Annotated in this window: 14 protein-coding genes; 4 read left to right on the top strand and 10 right to left on the bottom strand. The window is 53.4% G+C overall.

Annotation, left to right across the window (positions count from 1 at the left end; all coding sequences use genetic code 11):
* On the top strand, nt 1–113 hold a 113-nt coding region (locus GTO91_RS16930), incomplete at its 5' end, for an ATP-binding protein (RefSeq protein ID WP_235919673.1).
* On the opposite strand, the gene GTO91_RS16925 is transcribed toward GTO91_RS16930, so the two are convergent.
* From GTO91_RS16925 to GTO91_RS16890, 8 genes are all read right to left on the bottom strand, one after another.
* Nucleotides 93–509, bottom strand: a complete 417-nt coding sequence (locus tag GTO91_RS16925; RefSeq protein WP_235919672.1) for a hypothetical protein — start codon at nt 507–509, stop codon at nt 93–95. The genes GTO91_RS16930 and GTO91_RS16925 overlap by 21 nt on opposite strands.
* A gap of 408 nt (nt 510–917) precedes the next feature.
* A complete protein-coding gene (locus tag GTO91_RS18290) occupies nt 918–1,514 on the bottom strand; it encodes a DEAD/DEAH box helicase family protein (protein WP_328793833.1) in 597 nt (198 codons plus the stop codon).
* Between the two features lie 357 nt (nt 1,515–1,871).
* Complete coding sequence (locus tag GTO91_RS16915) at nt 1,872–3,497, bottom strand: hypothetical protein (RefSeq protein ID WP_161259906.1); 1,626 nt, start codon at nt 3,495–3,497, stop codon at nt 1,872–1,874.
* Between the two features lie 1,058 nt (nt 3,498–4,555).
* Nucleotides 4,556–7,063 carry a leucine--tRNA ligase gene (leuS, locus tag GTO91_RS16910; protein ID WP_161259905.1) on the bottom strand — a complete coding sequence of 836 codons (2,508 nt, stop codon included), beginning with the start codon at nt 7,061–7,063 and terminating at the stop codon, nt 4,556–4,558.
* Between the two features lie 661 nt (nt 7,064–7,724).
* Entirely contained in the window at nt 7,725–8,372 is a 648-nt protein-coding gene (locus GTO91_RS16905; RefSeq protein WP_161259904.1) for a DedA family protein, read from the bottom strand.
* Between the two features lie 88 nt (nt 8,373–8,460).
* Complete coding sequence (locus GTO91_RS16900; protein WP_161259903.1) at nt 8,461–9,213, bottom strand: class I SAM-dependent DNA methyltransferase; 753 nt, start codon at nt 9,211–9,213, stop codon at nt 8,461–8,463.
* Nucleotides 9,214–9,325: 112 nt separating this feature from the next.
* Nucleotides 9,326–9,490: a hypothetical protein gene (locus GTO91_RS16895; protein WP_161259902.1), complete on the bottom strand. Its 165-nt coding sequence runs from the start codon at nt 9,488–9,490 to the stop codon at nt 9,326–9,328.
* Nucleotides 9,491–9,556: 66 nt separating this feature from the next.
* On the bottom strand, nt 9,557–10,573 hold the full coding sequence (locus GTO91_RS16890) for a copper amine oxidase N-terminal domain-containing protein (protein WP_161259901.1): 1,017 nt from the start codon (nt 10,571–10,573) through the stop codon (nt 9,557–9,559).
* A gap of 360 nt (nt 10,574–10,933) precedes the next feature.
* Here GTO91_RS16890 and GTO91_RS16885 point away from each other — a divergent pair, with 360 nt between their 5' ends.
* From GTO91_RS16885 to GTO91_RS16875, 3 genes are read left to right on the top strand one after another with little or no spacing between them, the layout of a single operon-like run.
* On the top strand, nt 10,934–11,419 hold the full coding sequence (locus tag GTO91_RS16885) for a MarR family winged helix-turn-helix transcriptional regulator (RefSeq protein WP_161259900.1): 486 nt from the start codon (nt 10,934–10,936) through the stop codon (nt 11,417–11,419).
* A complete protein-coding gene (locus tag GTO91_RS16880; RefSeq protein ID WP_161259899.1) occupies nt 11,413–13,155 on the top strand; it encodes an ABC transporter ATP-binding protein in 1,743 nt (580 codons plus the stop codon). The genes GTO91_RS16885 and GTO91_RS16880 overlap by 7 nt, the downstream gene beginning before the upstream one ends.
* Complete coding sequence (locus GTO91_RS16875; protein ID WP_161259898.1) at nt 13,152–15,038, top strand: ABC transporter ATP-binding protein; 1,887 nt, start codon at nt 13,152–13,154, stop codon at nt 15,036–15,038. Before GTO91_RS16880 ends, GTO91_RS16875 begins: the two co-directional genes overlap by 4 nt.
* Nucleotides 15,039–15,156: 118 nt before the next feature.
* Here the strand turns inward: GTO91_RS16875 and GTO91_RS16870 are convergent, their stop codons facing one another.
* Together GTO91_RS16870 and GTO91_RS16865 are read right to left on the bottom strand one after the other, a co-directional pair.
* Nucleotides 15,157–16,992 carry a diguanylate cyclase gene (locus GTO91_RS16870; RefSeq protein WP_161259897.1) on the bottom strand — a complete coding sequence of 612 codons (1,836 nt, stop codon included), beginning with the start codon at nt 16,990–16,992 and terminating at the stop codon, nt 15,157–15,159.
* Between the two features lie 410 nt (nt 16,993–17,402).
* Nucleotides 17,403–17,654: hypothetical protein (locus GTO91_RS16865; RefSeq protein WP_207709047.1), on the bottom strand; the 252-nt coding region annotated here is incomplete at its 5' end.

The raw sequence follows: 17,654 nt of genomic DNA, 5'->3' as shown, positions 1-17,654 counted from the left end.
ATACTCGTCTAACAGCGGCTTTGGTCGATAGGCTGGTCCATCATGCCCACATTCTGACCTTTGCTGGTGAGAGTTACCGCCTACGGCATGCCCTAAGCACTAAGAAAAACTAGCGTAGATGTTGGCATAGTGCCCCTGCAAAAATCGGTTGCCGATCTCTGCATTTTTGTCTTGCCAAACACACCTGGCTCACCGTTTTCAAACTCGGTCTGTTGGAACAACTTGTAGTAACGGCAAGCCTCATAAATGCTGGAGGCCACCAAAATGGCGTTGCCCGTCGCGGAGTTGAGGCGCGGCTTGACGTTAAAGTCCAGGAGGATATCGTTGACCACTTGGTCCATGCGGGAGCGGGAACTGAGCACCTTTTGCATGGTGCCCCATTTCTTGCGCAACTCCGCTTTTTGAAAGTCGTTCAAGCCTTTCGTCTTGCTGTCAAACCAGGCATTAATCCGGTGAGGCGACGATAGCCGCTGGTCAATATCGCGGGCTTCATAGACAAGATCGAGCACCTGTCGGTGTCAATACAAAATGGGACAAAAACGGGAACGTTATCGGGACAAATATGGGAACGTGCAAAGGACAAAAACAGGAACGCGTTAGGAACAAAAACGGGAATGTAATGTCACAATTTCGGGAATGGGATGTCACAAACGTATGTTCGTCCATAGGATTAATTGTTGCCTGTACAACTGGGTTGAGGAGGGCCTCCGGGAAAAGCCGGCCCGGAGGCCCTTAGGCCGTAGGGGCGGAACGGTCCCCACGATTTTTTGGGCAACTTCACTGGTACTTCTCGTTCTCCTGTGGGTCTGCACTTGTTGTGGCGGCCAGTTGTCCACTTAACACAGCATGGTGATCTTCCTGCTATTCCCGTATTTGTCCCAATGGCTTTCCTGTTTTTGTCCCTTTTACATTACCACCTACAGCACCACTTCATCTTCCACAGCTTCGTTGAACTTGTAGGTGTGGACATACTTACCGAAGACCTCCAGGCTCGTCTGCTTGTCTTTTTTGAGCAGCGGCGTTCCGGTAAAACCGATAAATACGGCATTGGGCAGCATGGCCTTCATCATGCGATGCAATTTGCCGCTTTGGGTGTGGTGACACTCATCGACAAAGACAAAAAGCTCACCGGCGGCCTGGCAGGGCTGGCTCTCCAGTTCCTTGTTGAAGGCGTCAAAATTCTCCACGTCTTTTTTGCCGAACTTATGGACTAGCGAGCAAAGCAGGCGTGGCGTGGCCTGGGCCAGTTGTTTCATCAAATCGCGCCCGCTGACGGCGCGGCTCATCGCTTCCCCGGCATCCTTGAAGACCCTAGCGATCTGCTTGTCAAGTTCGTCGCGGTCCGTAATGATCGCCACACGTGCTTGGGGGTTGTTCTCCAAGATCCACTTGGCGAGGAGCACCATGACGATGCTTTTGCCGCTTCCCTGGGTATGCCAGATGATGCCGCCTTCGCGCCGTTGGACATGCGTCTGGGCCGCTTTGATGCCGAAATATTGATGAACGGCGGCAATTTTTTGATGCCGCCGTCAAAGAGCACATAATCAAAGATCAGTTCCAACAGGCGTCGTTTGTTGCACATCTTGAGGAGGTCTTTATCGAGGGACAAACGGCTGTTATCGTGCACATCTTCTTTCCACTGGAGAAAGTATTTCTCCGCCGTGCCAATGGCGCCGTAGCGCAATCCTTCCGTATCGTTGCCGCAAAAAGGCGCCGATAAACTCTTTTTGCTGGTTGGCTATGCTCTGACGAATGCCTTCTCTGACGGATACAGTGCTGCGTTATAGTGTCCAGTTTTGTACACGGTTCCTAACAATGGGTAATCAATTTGACAAAGATGCTTTTTGGAAACAATAGGTTTTTCAAATGATTTATAAAATTACTCCTCTGTTTTTCTCCATTGCTTCTAAATCATAATCGACATATGTAACAACATCAACATTTATTATTTCGTTTAGTGCATTCTTGAATTTATCTTTTTCGACTGAAAACCTCATTAGTGAATTGAACCAATTATTAATATAACTAGACTTTTCTTTTAGATAGTTTAGAAGTTCGACTCGTTCTAACCTTTGTAATGTACTCATACCTTCAACCCAGCTAGCTAAAACCTTGATATCTTCCCTATCTCTATAAAAGTATAAAGTTTTAGTTCCTTTTAGCAACTTTCTTAATTCAACCTTCCAAAAGCGCCTTTCTTTATTATTCCATATAAACGCTTCATTATAGGCTTTATTCCAAAATGAAACCTTGTAACCAAATACGTTTAGGTAATAAGAAAAATGCTCTAGAAATTTCTGTATTGACATGTCCTCTACTATAACACCATGTTTTTGCAATATAGCAATTATTTGTTCCGCATATATAGTCTCTACTCTTTGTTTTGATATTTGATTGCGAAAAAAATTAATTAACAGAGACATCTGTAGCGAAAGAAATAACTCACGGTTAGTTTTGTCAATAATATTAAACATTCGAAGCTCATGGTTCGGTTCAATTAAAAATCCAGTATTGTCTAAGGCTTGTCTAATTATTGGCATTGATACTTTTTCCAGAAAATTATGTTCAAGAATATGTTCTATTGTACTTGTAGTAATACACCCATTTTTCTCTATAATATCAATTATTTCTTTAGAATCACGTTCTTTCAAATGTTCCTTTAACCATTTAATTATTTCCTTTGTAGCCGCCAAAGGGTGATTCTCCCACTGCAGTATGTAAAGTTCGATTTTGTTCCTTTGTTCCTCAGCATTAAAAAACCATTCTTTTAGCAACTTTATTATTTGATCACGGTCTGACTTTTTCTTTACGTATTGATTTACCAATGAAACGCCATCGCTTTGGATCTTATTAAAATCTATATGCATTTTTTTTGGGGGTATTATTCTATAATCTTTGGGTGTCCAGTTTAGCATTTCCTGTAAACCCGGTATGTTTTCTTCCAGTTCCAACATCCGATTTAATCTTCGACGCTCTAAATCAGCTTTTATAATTGCGGACTTTCCTCCCATACTGGCTAGGGCTCCACTAACGTATTTTTCGATACATTCACAACCTACATATAACTGATTACTGTTCTTAATATTTTTTATAAGGTATAACTTCTGTATTTTCGTTCCGCATAATTCACAGGAATATACTCTCTCATCATATATTTGAACAGGATAAGGGTCTCCAATCCATTCTTGCTCTGCAGCGAGCACCACTGGAAACTGTTTTCTTTCAATAAAAAACGAACGTTGATCCGTGGGTAAGTCATTTAGTTTTGCGTTAATAATTGATTTGTTATATTTAAGTAATTCAAACAACCAAGGAAGGTCTTTAGTAACCTCGCTATTTATTAATAAGTTTCTTTGACTAATGCTTATTGGTTCATACCGTCTAACTGTTGATTTATCTTTGTTATCTTCTTTATGTTTTAAAGTATATTGACCATCTCTCTTAAAACCTAATCTTTCAATTCGCTCAGATTGTAATCTATCCCAATTTTTTCTCACCAATTTCTAACGCACCTCCAATTCGATAATTTTCCAAATTTATTTATGGAAATTTTATCACTTGTCGTTGGAGATGGTCAAGCCTATTCCTTCATTTATGAATTTTTTATTACTTGCTAAATATGGATATTGGCTTTATAACCACTATTTTATCCAATACTCGCTTTGTGTTACCGCTAGGGAACAATGCAAAGAACGCAACAATTTTATGCTATGGGCTTAAGCCGAAAACTTGGCTAGTTTTTAATGTTATTGGCGTACTATCCCAATAAAGGTCGGAATGTGGCATTAATGACACGAAGCCAACCGTCCCAGTTCATCGGCGGTTGGCTTTTCGAAGTATTTCGGGGTTCTCTTACGTGCATGATAGATCTCTTGAATAACCGGCTGATAGCGTTATACTGGGCAGTTTTCCCCGCCCTGCTCATCGCTTTGAACGCCTGGGATTGGCTGTCCACGGTTGAGGGGATGCGCACGGGTATATATTGAAAGCGAATCCCCTCACGATGTCGCTAGTAAACAACCATCCAGGGATATTGCGATAACCATTTTTCACATTTTTTATAACTCATCGAGCCAGGAACGTTTTTTGGAAACAAGGTATATCCAACATACAAAACTCCCCATAAGAACGACCTCTAGTAACTCTTTTCAATGTTATTGTTACCAACAAACAACAACAATGGTTTTACTTATACAGATGTTTCTATTATTTTTCCAAAGTCTTCTAGATATTTATACCAATGCTTATTGGTTAGATTTTTCATTAGCGCCTTTAGGATAATTACATTTAACTACAGGTGTATTTTTCTATTTGTATTCTCTCGCAACTATTCTTTTTAGTAAGTTTTTAGATGTTCCATCCTGGATACCCTACTTTTCAAGAAAAAGAAATTATAGGCAATATGCATAGACTTAGTCTATATTCTAAGAAAGGCCACTTATTTCCTCCCTAACATCCAACCAAAAAGAGATTCCGAAACTTTTTTCTCACAAAAAAATTATACGGATTGGTAAGAAAGACCTTTGGCTTCTCCAAAGGTCTTTCTTACATCGATTTACTTTACCACAATATTCACCAATTTATTCGGCACCGTAATCACCTTAACCACACTCTTCCCCGCGATCAGAGCCTGTACCTTCTCCGTCTCCAGCGCCTTCGCCTTCAACGCTTCCCCATCCAATCCATTGGCCACTTGCAACTTCTCACGGACCTTGCCGTTGATCTGGACGACCACTTCCACTTCATCCCGGACGAGGGCTTGTTCGTCGTAGCTGGGCCAGGGCTGTTTGTAGACCGACTCGCCTCCGCCGATGACCTGCCACAGTTCTTCGCAGACGTGTGGGGCAAAGGGGGCCAGGACGAGGACGAGGCGGGCCAGGGCGTCTTTGACGAGGGGGATGTTCTGCTGTTCGGCGGGAACCTTGTCTTTGTACTGGTAGAGGTGGTTGACCATCTCCATGATCGCCGAGACGGCCGTGTTGAAGTTGAAGCGCTGGCCGATGTCTTCGGTCAGTTTTTTCACGGTGTAGTGGGCCACCCGGACCAGTTCGCGGTCGTCGCCGTTTAGGCTGGAGAGGTCGCTCCCCACCAGCGTCCCCGGCACGCCGGCGATTTGCTCGCTATAAGCGTGAACGAGCCGCCAGACGCGGTGCAGGAAGCGGTGGGCGCCTTCGACGCCGCGATCGCTCCACTCCAGGTCCCGCTCGGGCGGGGCGGCGAAGAGGATGAAGAGGCGGGCCGTGTCGGCGCCGTATTTGGCGATGATCTCTTCGGGGCTGACCGTGTTGCCCTTCGATTTGGACATCTTGGAGCCGCCCATGAGGACCATGCCCTGGGTGAGCAGGTTTTCAAAGGGCTCTTCGACCTTGACCAGTTTCAGGTCGTAGAGGACTTTGGTGAAGAAGCGGGCGTACATGAGGTGCAGGATGGCGTGTTCGACGCCGCCGATGTACTGGTCCACGTTCATCCAGTAGTCCACGTCCTCTTGTAAGAAGGCGTGGTCTTTGTCCTTCGGCGTGCAGTAGCGCAGGAAGTACCAACTGGAGCAGACGAAGGTGTCCATCGTGTCCGTCTCGCGCCGGCCTTTGCCGCCGCACTGCGGGCAGGCGCACTCGTAGAAGTCGGGCCGGGTGGTCAGGGGCGATTCGCCGGAGGGGGTGAACTCCACGTCGGTGGGCAGCATGACCGGGAGCTGTTCGTCGGGGACGGCCACTTCACCGCACTTTTCGCAGTAGATGACGGGGATCGGCGCGCCCCAGTAGCGCTGGCGCGAGATCAGCCAGTCGCGCAGGCGATATTTGACCTTGCGGACGCCCTTGCCTTCCCGCTCCAGCTTGTCGGCGATGACGTCGAGGGCTTGCGTGTTGATCAGGCCGTCGAACTCGCCCGAGTGGACCAAGCGGCCTTCCTCTTCATAGGCGTGGTCCATTTCCTCCACGTCCAGGTCGGGCAGGCCCTCGGGCTGGATGACCACTTTCATGGGGATGTTGTATTTGGTGGCGAACTCAAAGTCGCGCTGGTCGTGGGCCGGCACGCCCATGACGGCGCCGGTGCCGTAATCGACGAGGACGTAGTTGGCCAGGTAGACGGCCACTTTGTCGCCGGTCAGCGGGTTGATGCAGTAGTGGCCGGTGAAGACGCCCTCTTTTTCCGTGTCGTTCGCCGTGCGGTCCATCTCGCTCTGGCTGAGGACTTTTTTGATGAAGGCGCGCAGCTCCGCCTCGCGGGGGTTGCCGCTCACCAAGGCTTCCACGGCGGGATGCTCCGGCGCCAGCACCATGTAGGTGACGCCGAAGATGGTGTCCTGGCGGGTCGTGTAGACGGTCAGCTTGTCCACGCCGCCGACGGGGTTTTCCAATGCGAAGTCGGCCTCGACGCCTTCGGAGCGACCGATCCAGTTTTCCTGCATCGTCTTGACCTTGTCGGGCCAGCCGGGCAGTTTGTTCAGATCGTCCAGGAGGCGCTGGGCGTAGTCGGTGATGCGGAAAAACCACTGCTCCAGGGCTTTTTTCTCGACGGTGGCGTCGCAACGCTCGCAGAGGCCGTCGACGACCTGCTCGTTGGCGAGGACGGTGGCGCAGTCGGGGCACCAGTTGACGTTGGCCTTTTTCTTGTAGGCCAGGCCGGCCTTGTAGAGCTGCAAGAAGAGCCACTGGGTCCATTTGTAGTAGTCGGGGTGGCAGGTGGCCACTTCCCGCTCCCAGTCATAGGAGATGCCCATGGACTGGAGCTGGCGGCGCATGTTGGCGATGTTGCTCCAGGTCCAGTCTGCCGGGGGCACCTTATGCTTGATGGCGGCGTTTTCGGCGGGCAGGCCGAAGGCGTCCCAGCCCATGGGGTGCAGTACGTTGTAGCCTTGCATGGTTTTGAAGCGGGCGACGACGTCGCCGATGGAGTAGACGCGCACATGGCCCATGTGCAGGTTTCCCGAGGGGTAGGGGAACATCTCCAGGCAGTAGTATTTGGGCCGGCCTTCCTCCTGCTGGAGGCGGAACATGTCCGTGTCTGCCCAGTGCTTTTGCCATTTTTGCTCGATCTGCTGGTAGTCGTAGCGTTCTTGCATCGGTGTGGATTCCTCCCAAAAGAATATCGATCTCTTTTTTCAATCCCTATTTCTCTGGAAAAAGAGAAAACCTTCCCGCCCGTCATGGGACGAAAAGGTTCTTTCCGCGTTACCACCCAAGTTGCCGCGCCGGGGGACTTCGCCATACTTTCAGCCTTCCAGGCGCTTTGCCTGGGAAGACTGGCTTGCGGGAGGTTTGCGTCAAAAAACAACCTACGCGCATGGGTGTCCGTGCCGGAAATCGGCCGCTCGCGCAGGGATAACGGTCCTGCCACCGGCGGAGCTTACAGAGGGTGCTGGCTGACTTCCTATCGGCTGGCTGCCCTATTGGGACGGCCATACAATCAGACTGCGCGCCGCTGGCGGTTTCGCTGCGCCAGCGTTCTCCCTTCGGCCCTGCGACTCCCGGGCGAGATTCGACCGCCTCTCCCCTGCCTTGCACCAGCCGGCAGGTCTCTGGAGGAAGGTGGGCGGTGTACTGCTCCCGTTCTTCGTCGTTTTCGTCATATCCGGGTCATATGTTTCCTATTATAGCATTTCCCGTAGCAAATGCAATTTAATCGACGCGAATCGCTTTCGCGCAGTCCTAACGATTCAGACCTAACGTTTCAGACCTAATTCAGTCCACGCGATAGAATCCTGACGTTTCAGCGCTTGCGGTTCAGTCCTTGCGATTCAGTTCCGCCCGGCCCTCCCGGTAGTCCTTGAACTTGTGCCAGAGCCAAAAAGCGCCGATGAGGCCGATGACGGCGATGATGACGATGTCGATGTCATGGCCGTACTTGCGGATGGACTGCCAGTTCTCGCCAAGGACGTAGCCGATGTAGGCGAGGCCGTAGCACCAGGGGAAGGAGCCGATAAAGGTATAGAGGGTGAACTTCTTCACATCCATCTTGGCGATGCCGGCCGGCAGGGAGATGAAGGTGCGGATGACCGGCAGGAGGCGGCTGATGAAGATGGCCGCGTCGCCGTACTTGTCAAACCAGCGCTGAGCCATGTTGAATTCCTTGCGGGAGATGAGCCAGCCGAAGTATTTGAAGAGAAACTCCTCCCCGAGGGCGCGCCCGGCGTAGTAGGCGGCCAGGGAGCCGATGACGTTGCCCACCGTGCCGGCCATGGCGGCGCCGAAGAGGGTGATTGAGCCCTGATAGGCCATGAAACCGGCCATGGGCATAATGATCTCCGACGGCAAGGGGATGCAGGCGCTCTCGATGGCCATGCCGATGACGACGCCGGCGTAGCCGAAGGAGTTGAGATAGGTGACGATTTGGGTCAGGAAGACCTCGATGACTTTGATCAGTTCACTCAACGATGATTCTCCTTAAGATCATTCTTTTCCCGTACCGTTTTATTGGTTCAGATGTTTTCATCCGTCAATGGCGCGACTTCCTGCGGGCCTATTCGACTGTTTTCCGGGCCACCAGGTAGAATCGCTCGCTTGTCTCCGATGGGGCATTGCCGGAGAGGTCGCCGTAGAGCCCTTCCAGGGTGAGGCCGGCGGCGGCGACGGCGCTTTCGATCTCCTCGCGGGTGTACCACACCTGATAGTGGCTCTCTTCAAAGCGTTCATAGAGGCCGTCCGGGCGGGCGACGAAGAAGAGCAGGTCCATCTCCACCATGCGGGTGACTGGAGAATAGTAATTTGACCAGATGTAGGCCAGATCCTCCCGGATTTCGGTAAAAGTTTCGTTACCAAGCACCGTCGACAGCTTATGTTCTGTATGCAAGTCGGCCACCAGCACGCCGCCCGGCGCGAGCGTTTTGGCTACGCGGCCTAGCGTCTGGGTTAGATCCTCGACGGAAGGAAGGTAGTTTAAGCCGTCGAGAAAGCAGACGATGGCCTCGACCTGCCGGGGGTATTCGAGGCGACGCATGTCCTGGTTTAGGAGGAGCAGTTGGCCCCGCTCCAGGTCTTCCTCATGGCGGTCGGCGCAGACGGCCAGCATGTCCGGTGAGAGGTCAACGCCGACGACGCGGTAGCCCCGCTTGAGCAGGCGCTCGGTGATGGCGCCGGTCCCGCAGGCGAGGTCGAGGACGGTGGCCGGTTGGAGCCCGTAGCGGGAAAAGACGCCTTCGGTGAAGTCCACCCAGTCGTCGTAGTTGACATCGGCCATCAGCCGGTCGTAAACACCGGCCAGGAGTTCATACATGCTGCTCATCTCCGCTTCAATTCTGTCACGATATGATCCGGTTGCCGGACATATGTTTCTCATTTTACCATGGTTGCCGGAGATTTCAAATGAGGCGATCTTTTATCCCTGATCAGCGGAGGCGTTGATCGTAGCGTTTTTTCAGCTTGATGAGTCCGTCGGCCACGATATTTGCTGCTTTCTTTCCCAAATCCTTTTTCCTTGCCGCTTTCATGAAACGGATACAGAAACACGTCACGCCACATCCTTTTCTCGCCGATAAAATGCTTGCAATCAAGAAAAAATCCCCATTTGGAGGGATCCCCTTTAGGGGAGACTCCATCTGGGGTTTTTGCAATGACTGTTAGTTTGACGGCGTTCCGCGCGTCCACCGCAGGCCCTTTAAGTCGCCGATGCTGATGTTGGTTTCCCGGCCCTGTGTGGTCCCGTCGCCTCTGCCCACTTTATAATCGCGTCCCAGTTCTCCCTTCAACAGGATGATGGGATAACTGCCGACGCCTGTTCCTTCCCCGCTTTTTTGCCAGGCGCCTTCGATGACGCCGGAGGAGGTGTTCCATGTGTATGTGCCGTCGCTGCGAATGACAAGCGTGCCGATTTTTCCTGTGCCAGCGCTGGTATGGAGCACATCATAGTCCGCTTCATGGGTGACGTAGGCGCCGCCCTGGACGTTCAACCTCCATTCCTTAAAGAAGAAGCCCAGGTCTTCGCCGGCTTGATTGGACACGGCTGGCTCGGCAGCAGGATTATCGACAGACCCATTCGCTTTTGCCTCACCGGTTTCCGTCGCTATCGTCACCTTTTTGCTGGGACCGTCCCATTTTACGTTTGCGCCCATTGACTCGATGACAAAACGCAGCGGCACGAGGGTCCGTCCATTGATGATCTGGGCAGGCGGGTCAATGGAGACGACTTGCCCGTTCACAACGGCTGTGGGCGAACCGACGATCAGGATCACTTTTTTCGAACCTTTAACGGCGATTACCGATTGCGTTGCGTCATCCCATTTGACGGCGGCGCCGATCGTCTCGAAGATCTTGCGCATCGGCACCATGACCCGTTCGTTCAGCATGACCGGCTCTTGATCCTCAAAGGTCAACTGCGTTCCATTCAAAAAGACGCTGATCCCTCGGGGTGTCGACGGCGTCAACGGCTGAGACACAACAGGCTTGACTTCTGTTGACTGGTATTGCTGAACTGGCTGGGATGTCACCGGCTTCACTTCCGTCGACTGGTATTGAACAGGCGTGGAAGTGACAGGCTTGATCTCTTTGGATTGGTAGAACTCGATGGCAAGGGCCGGGGATGTCGCCGACAGCAGCATACATAGCGCGGATGCTGTAAGGGCCGATTTTTTGAACATAGGCACTCTCCTTTTCGTACGTATACACTCTAGTACAGTTGATAGACGCTTTGATTTGGCGCCTGCTGTCGAAATTTTTTTAGATTCTTTCGACACTTTGTTAGTAATCCCTTCTATTACTACATAAATAGTCCCGGTCTTAACTTGCCTTTCTCGGCTAACCCGCTGCGCGTCATAGACTGCACAGTCATTCGTTAGGCGGTCATTCGTTAGGCAGACTAGGCGAACATTCGACGCGCTCGACGCCGGCCTTCCGCGCCAAATGTTGTGCGGTTGACTTCTCTCCTGAAGAAATCATATAATTAGTTAGGTTAACAAATATTTTTTCAGTAGATGGCAAATCTCCTGTGAGGTGATGAAATGGTTCATGAAAGCGGCACGGCCCAAACACTGCTGCAAGCCTTCATGCAGTTTAAGCGGATCGAATGGCACCAGCGGAGCGTCCTCGGATACAAGCCCAGCGAAATCAAGGTCCTCTTTTGCATCAAAAAAGGGCGAAAGTCCGGTTCTCCCGGCATCAAAGCGTCCGAGATCAGCCAGCTTTTGCGGGTAACCCCCCCTACGGTGACGCAACTGATCAAGGACCTGGAGATCAGGGGACTGGTGGAGCGGGCCATCGATCGGGATGACCGGCGTTCGGCGCTCATCGGATTGACGCAGAAGGGCGAAAAGGTGACCAAAGCGGCAGCCGATGAGTTTGTGCGCGCCTTTGACGGGTTGGTCAACCACCTAGGCGAGGCGAAGAGCCAGCAACTGGCCGAACTGTTGAACGAGGCGTTCTTTTATTTCGCCACGAAAGAGGCCCCCATATCACAGACCCTATCAAAGGAAGATGGCACATGTTAAAGCTATACCGTTTTTTGCATCCCTACCGCGCTTCTGTCAGCCTGCTCCTGGTCCTGCTCTTTTTGCAAGCCCTGTCTGAGTTGTATCTGCCGACCTTGATGGCCGATATCGTGAACTGGGGCATCGTGACCGGAGACAGCGGCTACATCCTGAAGCTCGGCGGCCTCATGCTGATCGTGGCTGCCGTCGGGGGGATCTGTTCGATTGGGGCGAGCTATTTGTCTGCCAAAGCGTCCTCTGGCTTTAGCCGCGATCTCCGGAGCGGCCTGTTCACCCATGTGGAGCGCTTTTCCCTCCAGGAGTTCAACCGCTTCGGCGCCGCCTCGCTGATCACCCGGACGACGAACGACATCAATCAACTGCAGCAGGTGTTGACAGTGACGATGCGCATGATGATCAGCGCCCCCTTGATGTGCGCCGGCGGCATCATCATGGCCGTGTCCCGCGACGCCCGCCTGTCCCTCGTTTTCGCCGCCGTCGTCCCCATCCTGGCGGCGATCATCTTCATCATGGCGCGCAAGGGAATGCCCCTCTTCAAGGCCATCCAGGTGAAGCTCGACAAGTTAAACCAGGTCCTCCGGGAAAGCCTGATGGGGATCCGCGTGATCCGCTCCTTCGACCGTGTCGACCATCAGAAGGCGCGCTTTCATGAGGCCAACGACGACCTGACGAACACGGCGATCCGGGTGAACCGCATCATGGCCGCGCTGATGCCGATCATGATGCTGCTCTTGAACTTCTCCATCATCGCTATCGTCTGGTTCGGCAGCCTGCGCATCGAGAGCGGGCATTTGCAGGTGGGCGACCTGATGGCTTTTATCCAATATGGCATGCAGATCCTGTTTTCGTTGATGATGGCGGCCTTTCTTTTTGTCATGATTCCCCGGGCCTCCGCCTCGGCCGCGCGTATCAACGAGGTGCTCGATACGGTTTCGACGATCGTCGATCCTGTGACGATTGACGGAACGAATCCTCCCCTGACAAGCCCCGCTGTAGAGACCCTGGAGTTCCGCAACGTCACCTTCTCCTACCCCGGCGCGGAACAGCCGGTCCTCTCCGATATTTCCTTCACCGCCCGGCCCGGCGAGATCACGGCCATCATCGGCGGCACCGGCTCAGGCAAGTCGACGCTGTTGAGCCTGATCCCCCGCTTATACGACATCGACGGCGGCAGCATTCTCTTGGATGGCGTCGATGTGCGCCAGATGGCCCAGCAAGACCTGCGCGCGAAGATCGGCTATGTGTCGCAAAAGGCGCTGCTCTTTTCCGGCGCCATCGCCGAGAACATCCGCTGCGGAAAGTCCGACGCCTCTGATGACGACATCCTGCGTGCCCTGGCGATCGCCCAGGCCGGTGAGTTCATCGCTGAGCGGGCCGGCGGGCTCGATTCCCCCATCGCCCAGGGCGGCGCCGACCTGTCAGGCGGGCAGAAACAACGCCTCTCCATCGCCCGCGCCCTCGTGAGAAAGCCGGCCATCTATCTCTTCGACGACAGCTTTTCCGCCCTCGACTACAAGACCGACGCCAACCTGCGCGCCGCCTTGAAACCGGAAATCGCCAATGCCATCGTGCTGCTCGTGGCGCAGCGGGTCTCCACCATCATGGACGCGACGCGCATCATCGTCCTCGACCAGGGGCGCATCGCCGGCATTGGCGACCACAAGCAGTTGATGCAAAGCTGTGATGTGTACCGCGAGATCGTCGCATCTCAACTCTCGGAGGAGGACGCCGCATGAGTAAGGCAAGCCGCATCAAAACAGCGCCACGCGCCGGTTTCAGCCCTGGCGGCGGCCCGCCCATGGGAATGCCGGCGCAAAAAGCGAAGAATGTCAAAGGCACGCTCCGCCGTTTAGCGGCCTACCTGCGCCCGCACCGGCTCTCCCTCTTCACCGTTCTCGTCACGGCCCTGCTCAGCACCGTCTTCTCCATCGTCAGCCCGAAACTGCTGGGCAACGCCACGACACGGCTCTTTGAAGGGCTGATGATGAGGTATCAGGGGTCGCCGGACGCCGCCATCGACTTTCCCTATATCGCCAACATCCTGATCGTCCTGGCGGGGCTTTACGGATTCAGCGCCCTTTTCGGGTATGTGCAGCAGTATGTCATGGCCGGCGTGGCCCAAAAGACGGTCTTTGCGCTGCGGCAGGATGTGAACGAAAAACTGTCTCGCCTGCCGCTGCGTTATTTTGACAGCAACCCGCACGGCGAGACGCTGAGCCGGGCCGTCAACGACGTGGACAACATCAGCAACACCTTGAGCCAGAGCCTGACCCAACTGATCACGAACGTGGTGACGATCGTCGGCGTCATCGTCATGATGCTGGTCATCAGCCCCTGGATGACCTTGATCCTCCTCGTCACCCTGCCCCTGAGCGCCTTCGTGATCAAAGGCATCGCCTCCCGCTCCCAGTCCCATTTCATCAACCAGCAAAAGACGCTGGGAGAACTGAATAGCCATATCGAAGAGATGTACACGGCCCATCCTGTTGTCAAAGCCTACGGCCAGGAGGCGTCTTCGATCGCCAAGTTCAACGCTGTCAATGAACAGCTTTATGGGGCCGGCTGGCGGGCTCAGTTCATCTCCGGCATCATCATGCCGCTGATGATGTTCATCAACAACATCGGCTATGTCCTCGTCTGTGTCGTCGGCGGCGTGATGGTCACAAAAAGGGCCATTGAGATCGGCGATGTGCAGGCCTTCATCCAGTACGCCCGGCAGTTCGCCCACCCCATCACCCAGACAGCCAATATCGCCAACGTGATCCAGTCCACCATCGCCTCGGCCGAGCGGGTCTTCGAACTGCTCGATGAGGTGGAAGAGGTTCCCGATGCAGAAACGGATATGGCTGCAGTTTCAGCCTTCCGCCCCCTGGGGGACGTCGCCTTTGAAGCGGTCTCTTTCCGCTACAAATCGGACGAACCGCTTATCGAGGATATGTCTATCCTCGTCAAGGCGGGGCAGACAGTCGCCATCGTCGGACCGACCGGCGCCGGCAAGACGACGTTGATCAACCTGCTGATGCGTTTTTATGAGGTCGACGGTGGGCGCATCACCATCGACGGCGTTGATATCCGTCATCTCCGTAGAAGCGACCTGCGGCGCTGCTTCGGCATGGTCCTCCAAGACACCTGGCTGTTTCATGGCACGATCAGGGAGAATATCGCCTACGGACGTGAAGGGGCCACGGAGGAGGAGATCGTCCACGCCGCCAAGGCGGCGAACGCCGATCGCTTCATCCGCACCCTGCCTGACGGCTACGCCACTGTGCTCGATGAGGAAGCCTCCAACATCTCGCAAGGGCAAAAGCAGTTGCTGACCATCGCCCGCGCCCTCCTGGCCGACCCAGCCATCCTGATCCTCGACGAGGCCACCAGCAGCGTTGACACGCGCACAGAGGCGCTGATTCAAAAGGCGATGGGTAAGTTGATGCAGGGCCGGACCAGCTTCGTCATCGCCCACCGGCTGTCGACCATCCGGGAGGCCGATCTGATCCTGGTCATGGACCACGGACGGGTCATCGAACAGGGGAACCATGCCGATTTGCTTGCCAAAGGCGGTTTTTATGCTGAACTTTATCACAGCCAGTTCCGTGAAGGCGGTCTTCCGCAGGCGGTGTAAGAACAATCCCCCCTATGGCAGCGTTCAGTCTGTCACAGGGGGGATTTCTCTTTCGGGATTTCCTATCGATGGCAAACGATAATCCGCTTAATGGATGGCCGTTTAAATGTCGATCCGGTCAAAGGGCGATCCGATTTCGCCCCTTATTCTTAGCGATATAAAGCTTCTGATCGGCCGCTTTGACGATCTCTTCCGGTTTGGCGTAGGCGTCGTCGTACTCGGCGATGCCCCCGCTGACGGTGATGATGCCGTAGGGGCTCTCGCTGTGGGCGATGCCTAAGCGATGGACCGACTGGATGATCCGCTCAGCGATCCCTTCCGCTGCCGTTGCGTTGGCGTCGTTGAAAATCACCACGAACTCTTCCCCGCCGTAGCGGAAACAACGGTCCTCTTCTCGGATAGTCCCCTTGATCGCAGCGGCGATGGCCTTGAGCGCCCCATCCCCTTCGGCATGACCATAGGTGTCGTTATAGCTTTTAAAATAATCGATATCGAGCATCATGACCGAAAAGGTGCCCAATCCCTGCTTGGCGTCAGAGAATATGTGGGCCAGGCTGCGATCGAAGGATCGGCGATTGTGGATGCCTGTCAGCCCGTCGAGGAGGCTCATTTCCATCAGGTCGGCGTTCGCCTTTTCCAGTGCCTGTGTCCTTTCTTCCACGATCCGTTCCAGATTTTCCTTGGCGTCTTTGACGCTGCCGGCCATCTCCACAAAGCGCGTGGATAGCAGGCCGATCTCATTGTTCAATTGAACGGGCAGCGGGATCCGCCCTTCCGCCACTTCCCCGTATTCGCCGCTGCCGATCACCTCGGCCGCGTGGGTCAATTGTTGCAAGGGCTTTTCCGCCTGGTAGCGCATCACCGAATAGACGACAAGGAGAACGGCGAAGAGCACCGTCATCCCTTCGACGAAGACCCTTCTCGCTTCCTGATGGGCGGCGTCGCGGATCTTGGCCACCGGCAGGACCCGCACGAAATACCATTCCGGTCCTCGGATCATCCCGACAGCCAGGTAACTGTCATGGGTTTTATTCTGAATGATCCGGACTTCCGCTGTTTCGTCTTTGATTTCTTCCCTAATCCGTTGGTAGGCCTCTTTGACGGAAGGGATATCGATTTTATCGAGAGACAGTTGTCCGACCCACTTCTGCGCATCGCTGGGATTGCTCGGGTGCGCCACAAGATAGCCGTCTTTGCGGATGATGAAGTTATAGGTGCCGTCATTGGAGCTTTCCACCAGGCGTTCCATCAGATCGGTCAGATAGAGATCATGACCCGGGGTGATCAGGTGGCGTCCGTCGTAGTCGACGGGATCCATATAAGTGATCATCCATTTTTTCGCCGTCTCATCGAAATACAGTCCTGACCAGATCGATCTCCGCTCCGGATTTTTCTGCTTGCTCACAGCGCCGATGACGCCGAGTTCGTTCATGGGCAGGTCGGCCCGGGCATTCAAGCCCCAGGGTTCTTCCGGGTAGAAGAGCGTAATGGCGTTTTCGGGAAAGGCCACGTGCACATTGGCGAACCGGTTTACCCACGCCGGCCCCAAGCGGGTCAGCACGCGGTTCGCCAGCACCAGGCGCCGTTGAAAATCGGGATCATCCACCCTTTGGTTGTTGCCGATGAAACTGGACATGCCGTATATGTAATTCCCGTCTTTTCCGTAGAGGCCATCAAAGTATTCCCGCTTCATCCGGGTGGCGCCCTGGGCGTCCACAAAGTAGCAGGACCAGAACTCTTCCTTCGTCACCTTCGCATCGGAAAGGTACAGTTGCATGAACTCTTTTTCGAAAACCTTCAGGTTGTCCTCTGCCAACCTGAAGATCTCGCTGTCTGTTCTCACCCTCTCCGCCACGTCTGTCTTGAGTTCATTCAATCGTTTTTCTGTCTGCGTCGAAAAGACGTTGGCATAGGAGGCGAAGGAGATGACTGCGACGATGCATAAAGAGATCAAAAAAATCCTTAATAGGATGTTCCTGATTAAGGATAAGGATCGTTGATTGCTTCTGCTGTGCTGCCGATGCGCATCCATTTCATCCTTCTCCTCTGCGAACGTTTCGGAATGGGAAGAAGCAGTCAATAATTTTTTTAGCGTTATCCTTTTTAGCGTTATGCAAGTAAAAATCGAAGCCCGCCAACGTAGAAGTAATATTTATGATTTTTTCGACGTTTTGCAGGGAATCCCTTCAAGCGATTCGGGATGGGCTCTCAATAATTCATATAGGAGAAACCGGCAATCATCATAGGAAGGCCCTTTACTAATGAATAAGTCAAAAGGGTGGCCCTTTCGGAAGACCAGCGCCGGCGGCTGGCGGCACTGACTGTGCCCTGGGATCACGAATTGCCGGCGGTTAGCGCCTTTCATCACCCTGGCAGGCGGTTTCTTTGCCGCTCATGGGTGTAATACTGTCCCAACATGCGGAGCGAGCCCGCGATCTGTTCTTCCTGGCGTTTTTCCAACCAGCCGAAAAGTAGTTGTTTGACGTCTTTTTCGACCCGGCGAAGCAGGGCCTTTTCAATCGAGCTAGGTTCTCGACGAGGGAAAATGCGTTGTTTCATTGTCAGACCAACTCCTTTTTCCGTGTCGTCGGGAAACATCGCATGAACACTGTTGAA

The organism is Heliomicrobium undosum (assembly GCF_009877425.1).
Lineage (GTDB): Bacteria > Bacillota > Desulfitobacteriia > Heliobacteriales > Heliobacteriaceae > Heliomicrobium > Heliomicrobium undosum.
The sequence above is the reverse complement of the archived record's forward strand: the minus strand, read 5'-3'. Positions and strand labels throughout refer to the sequence as shown.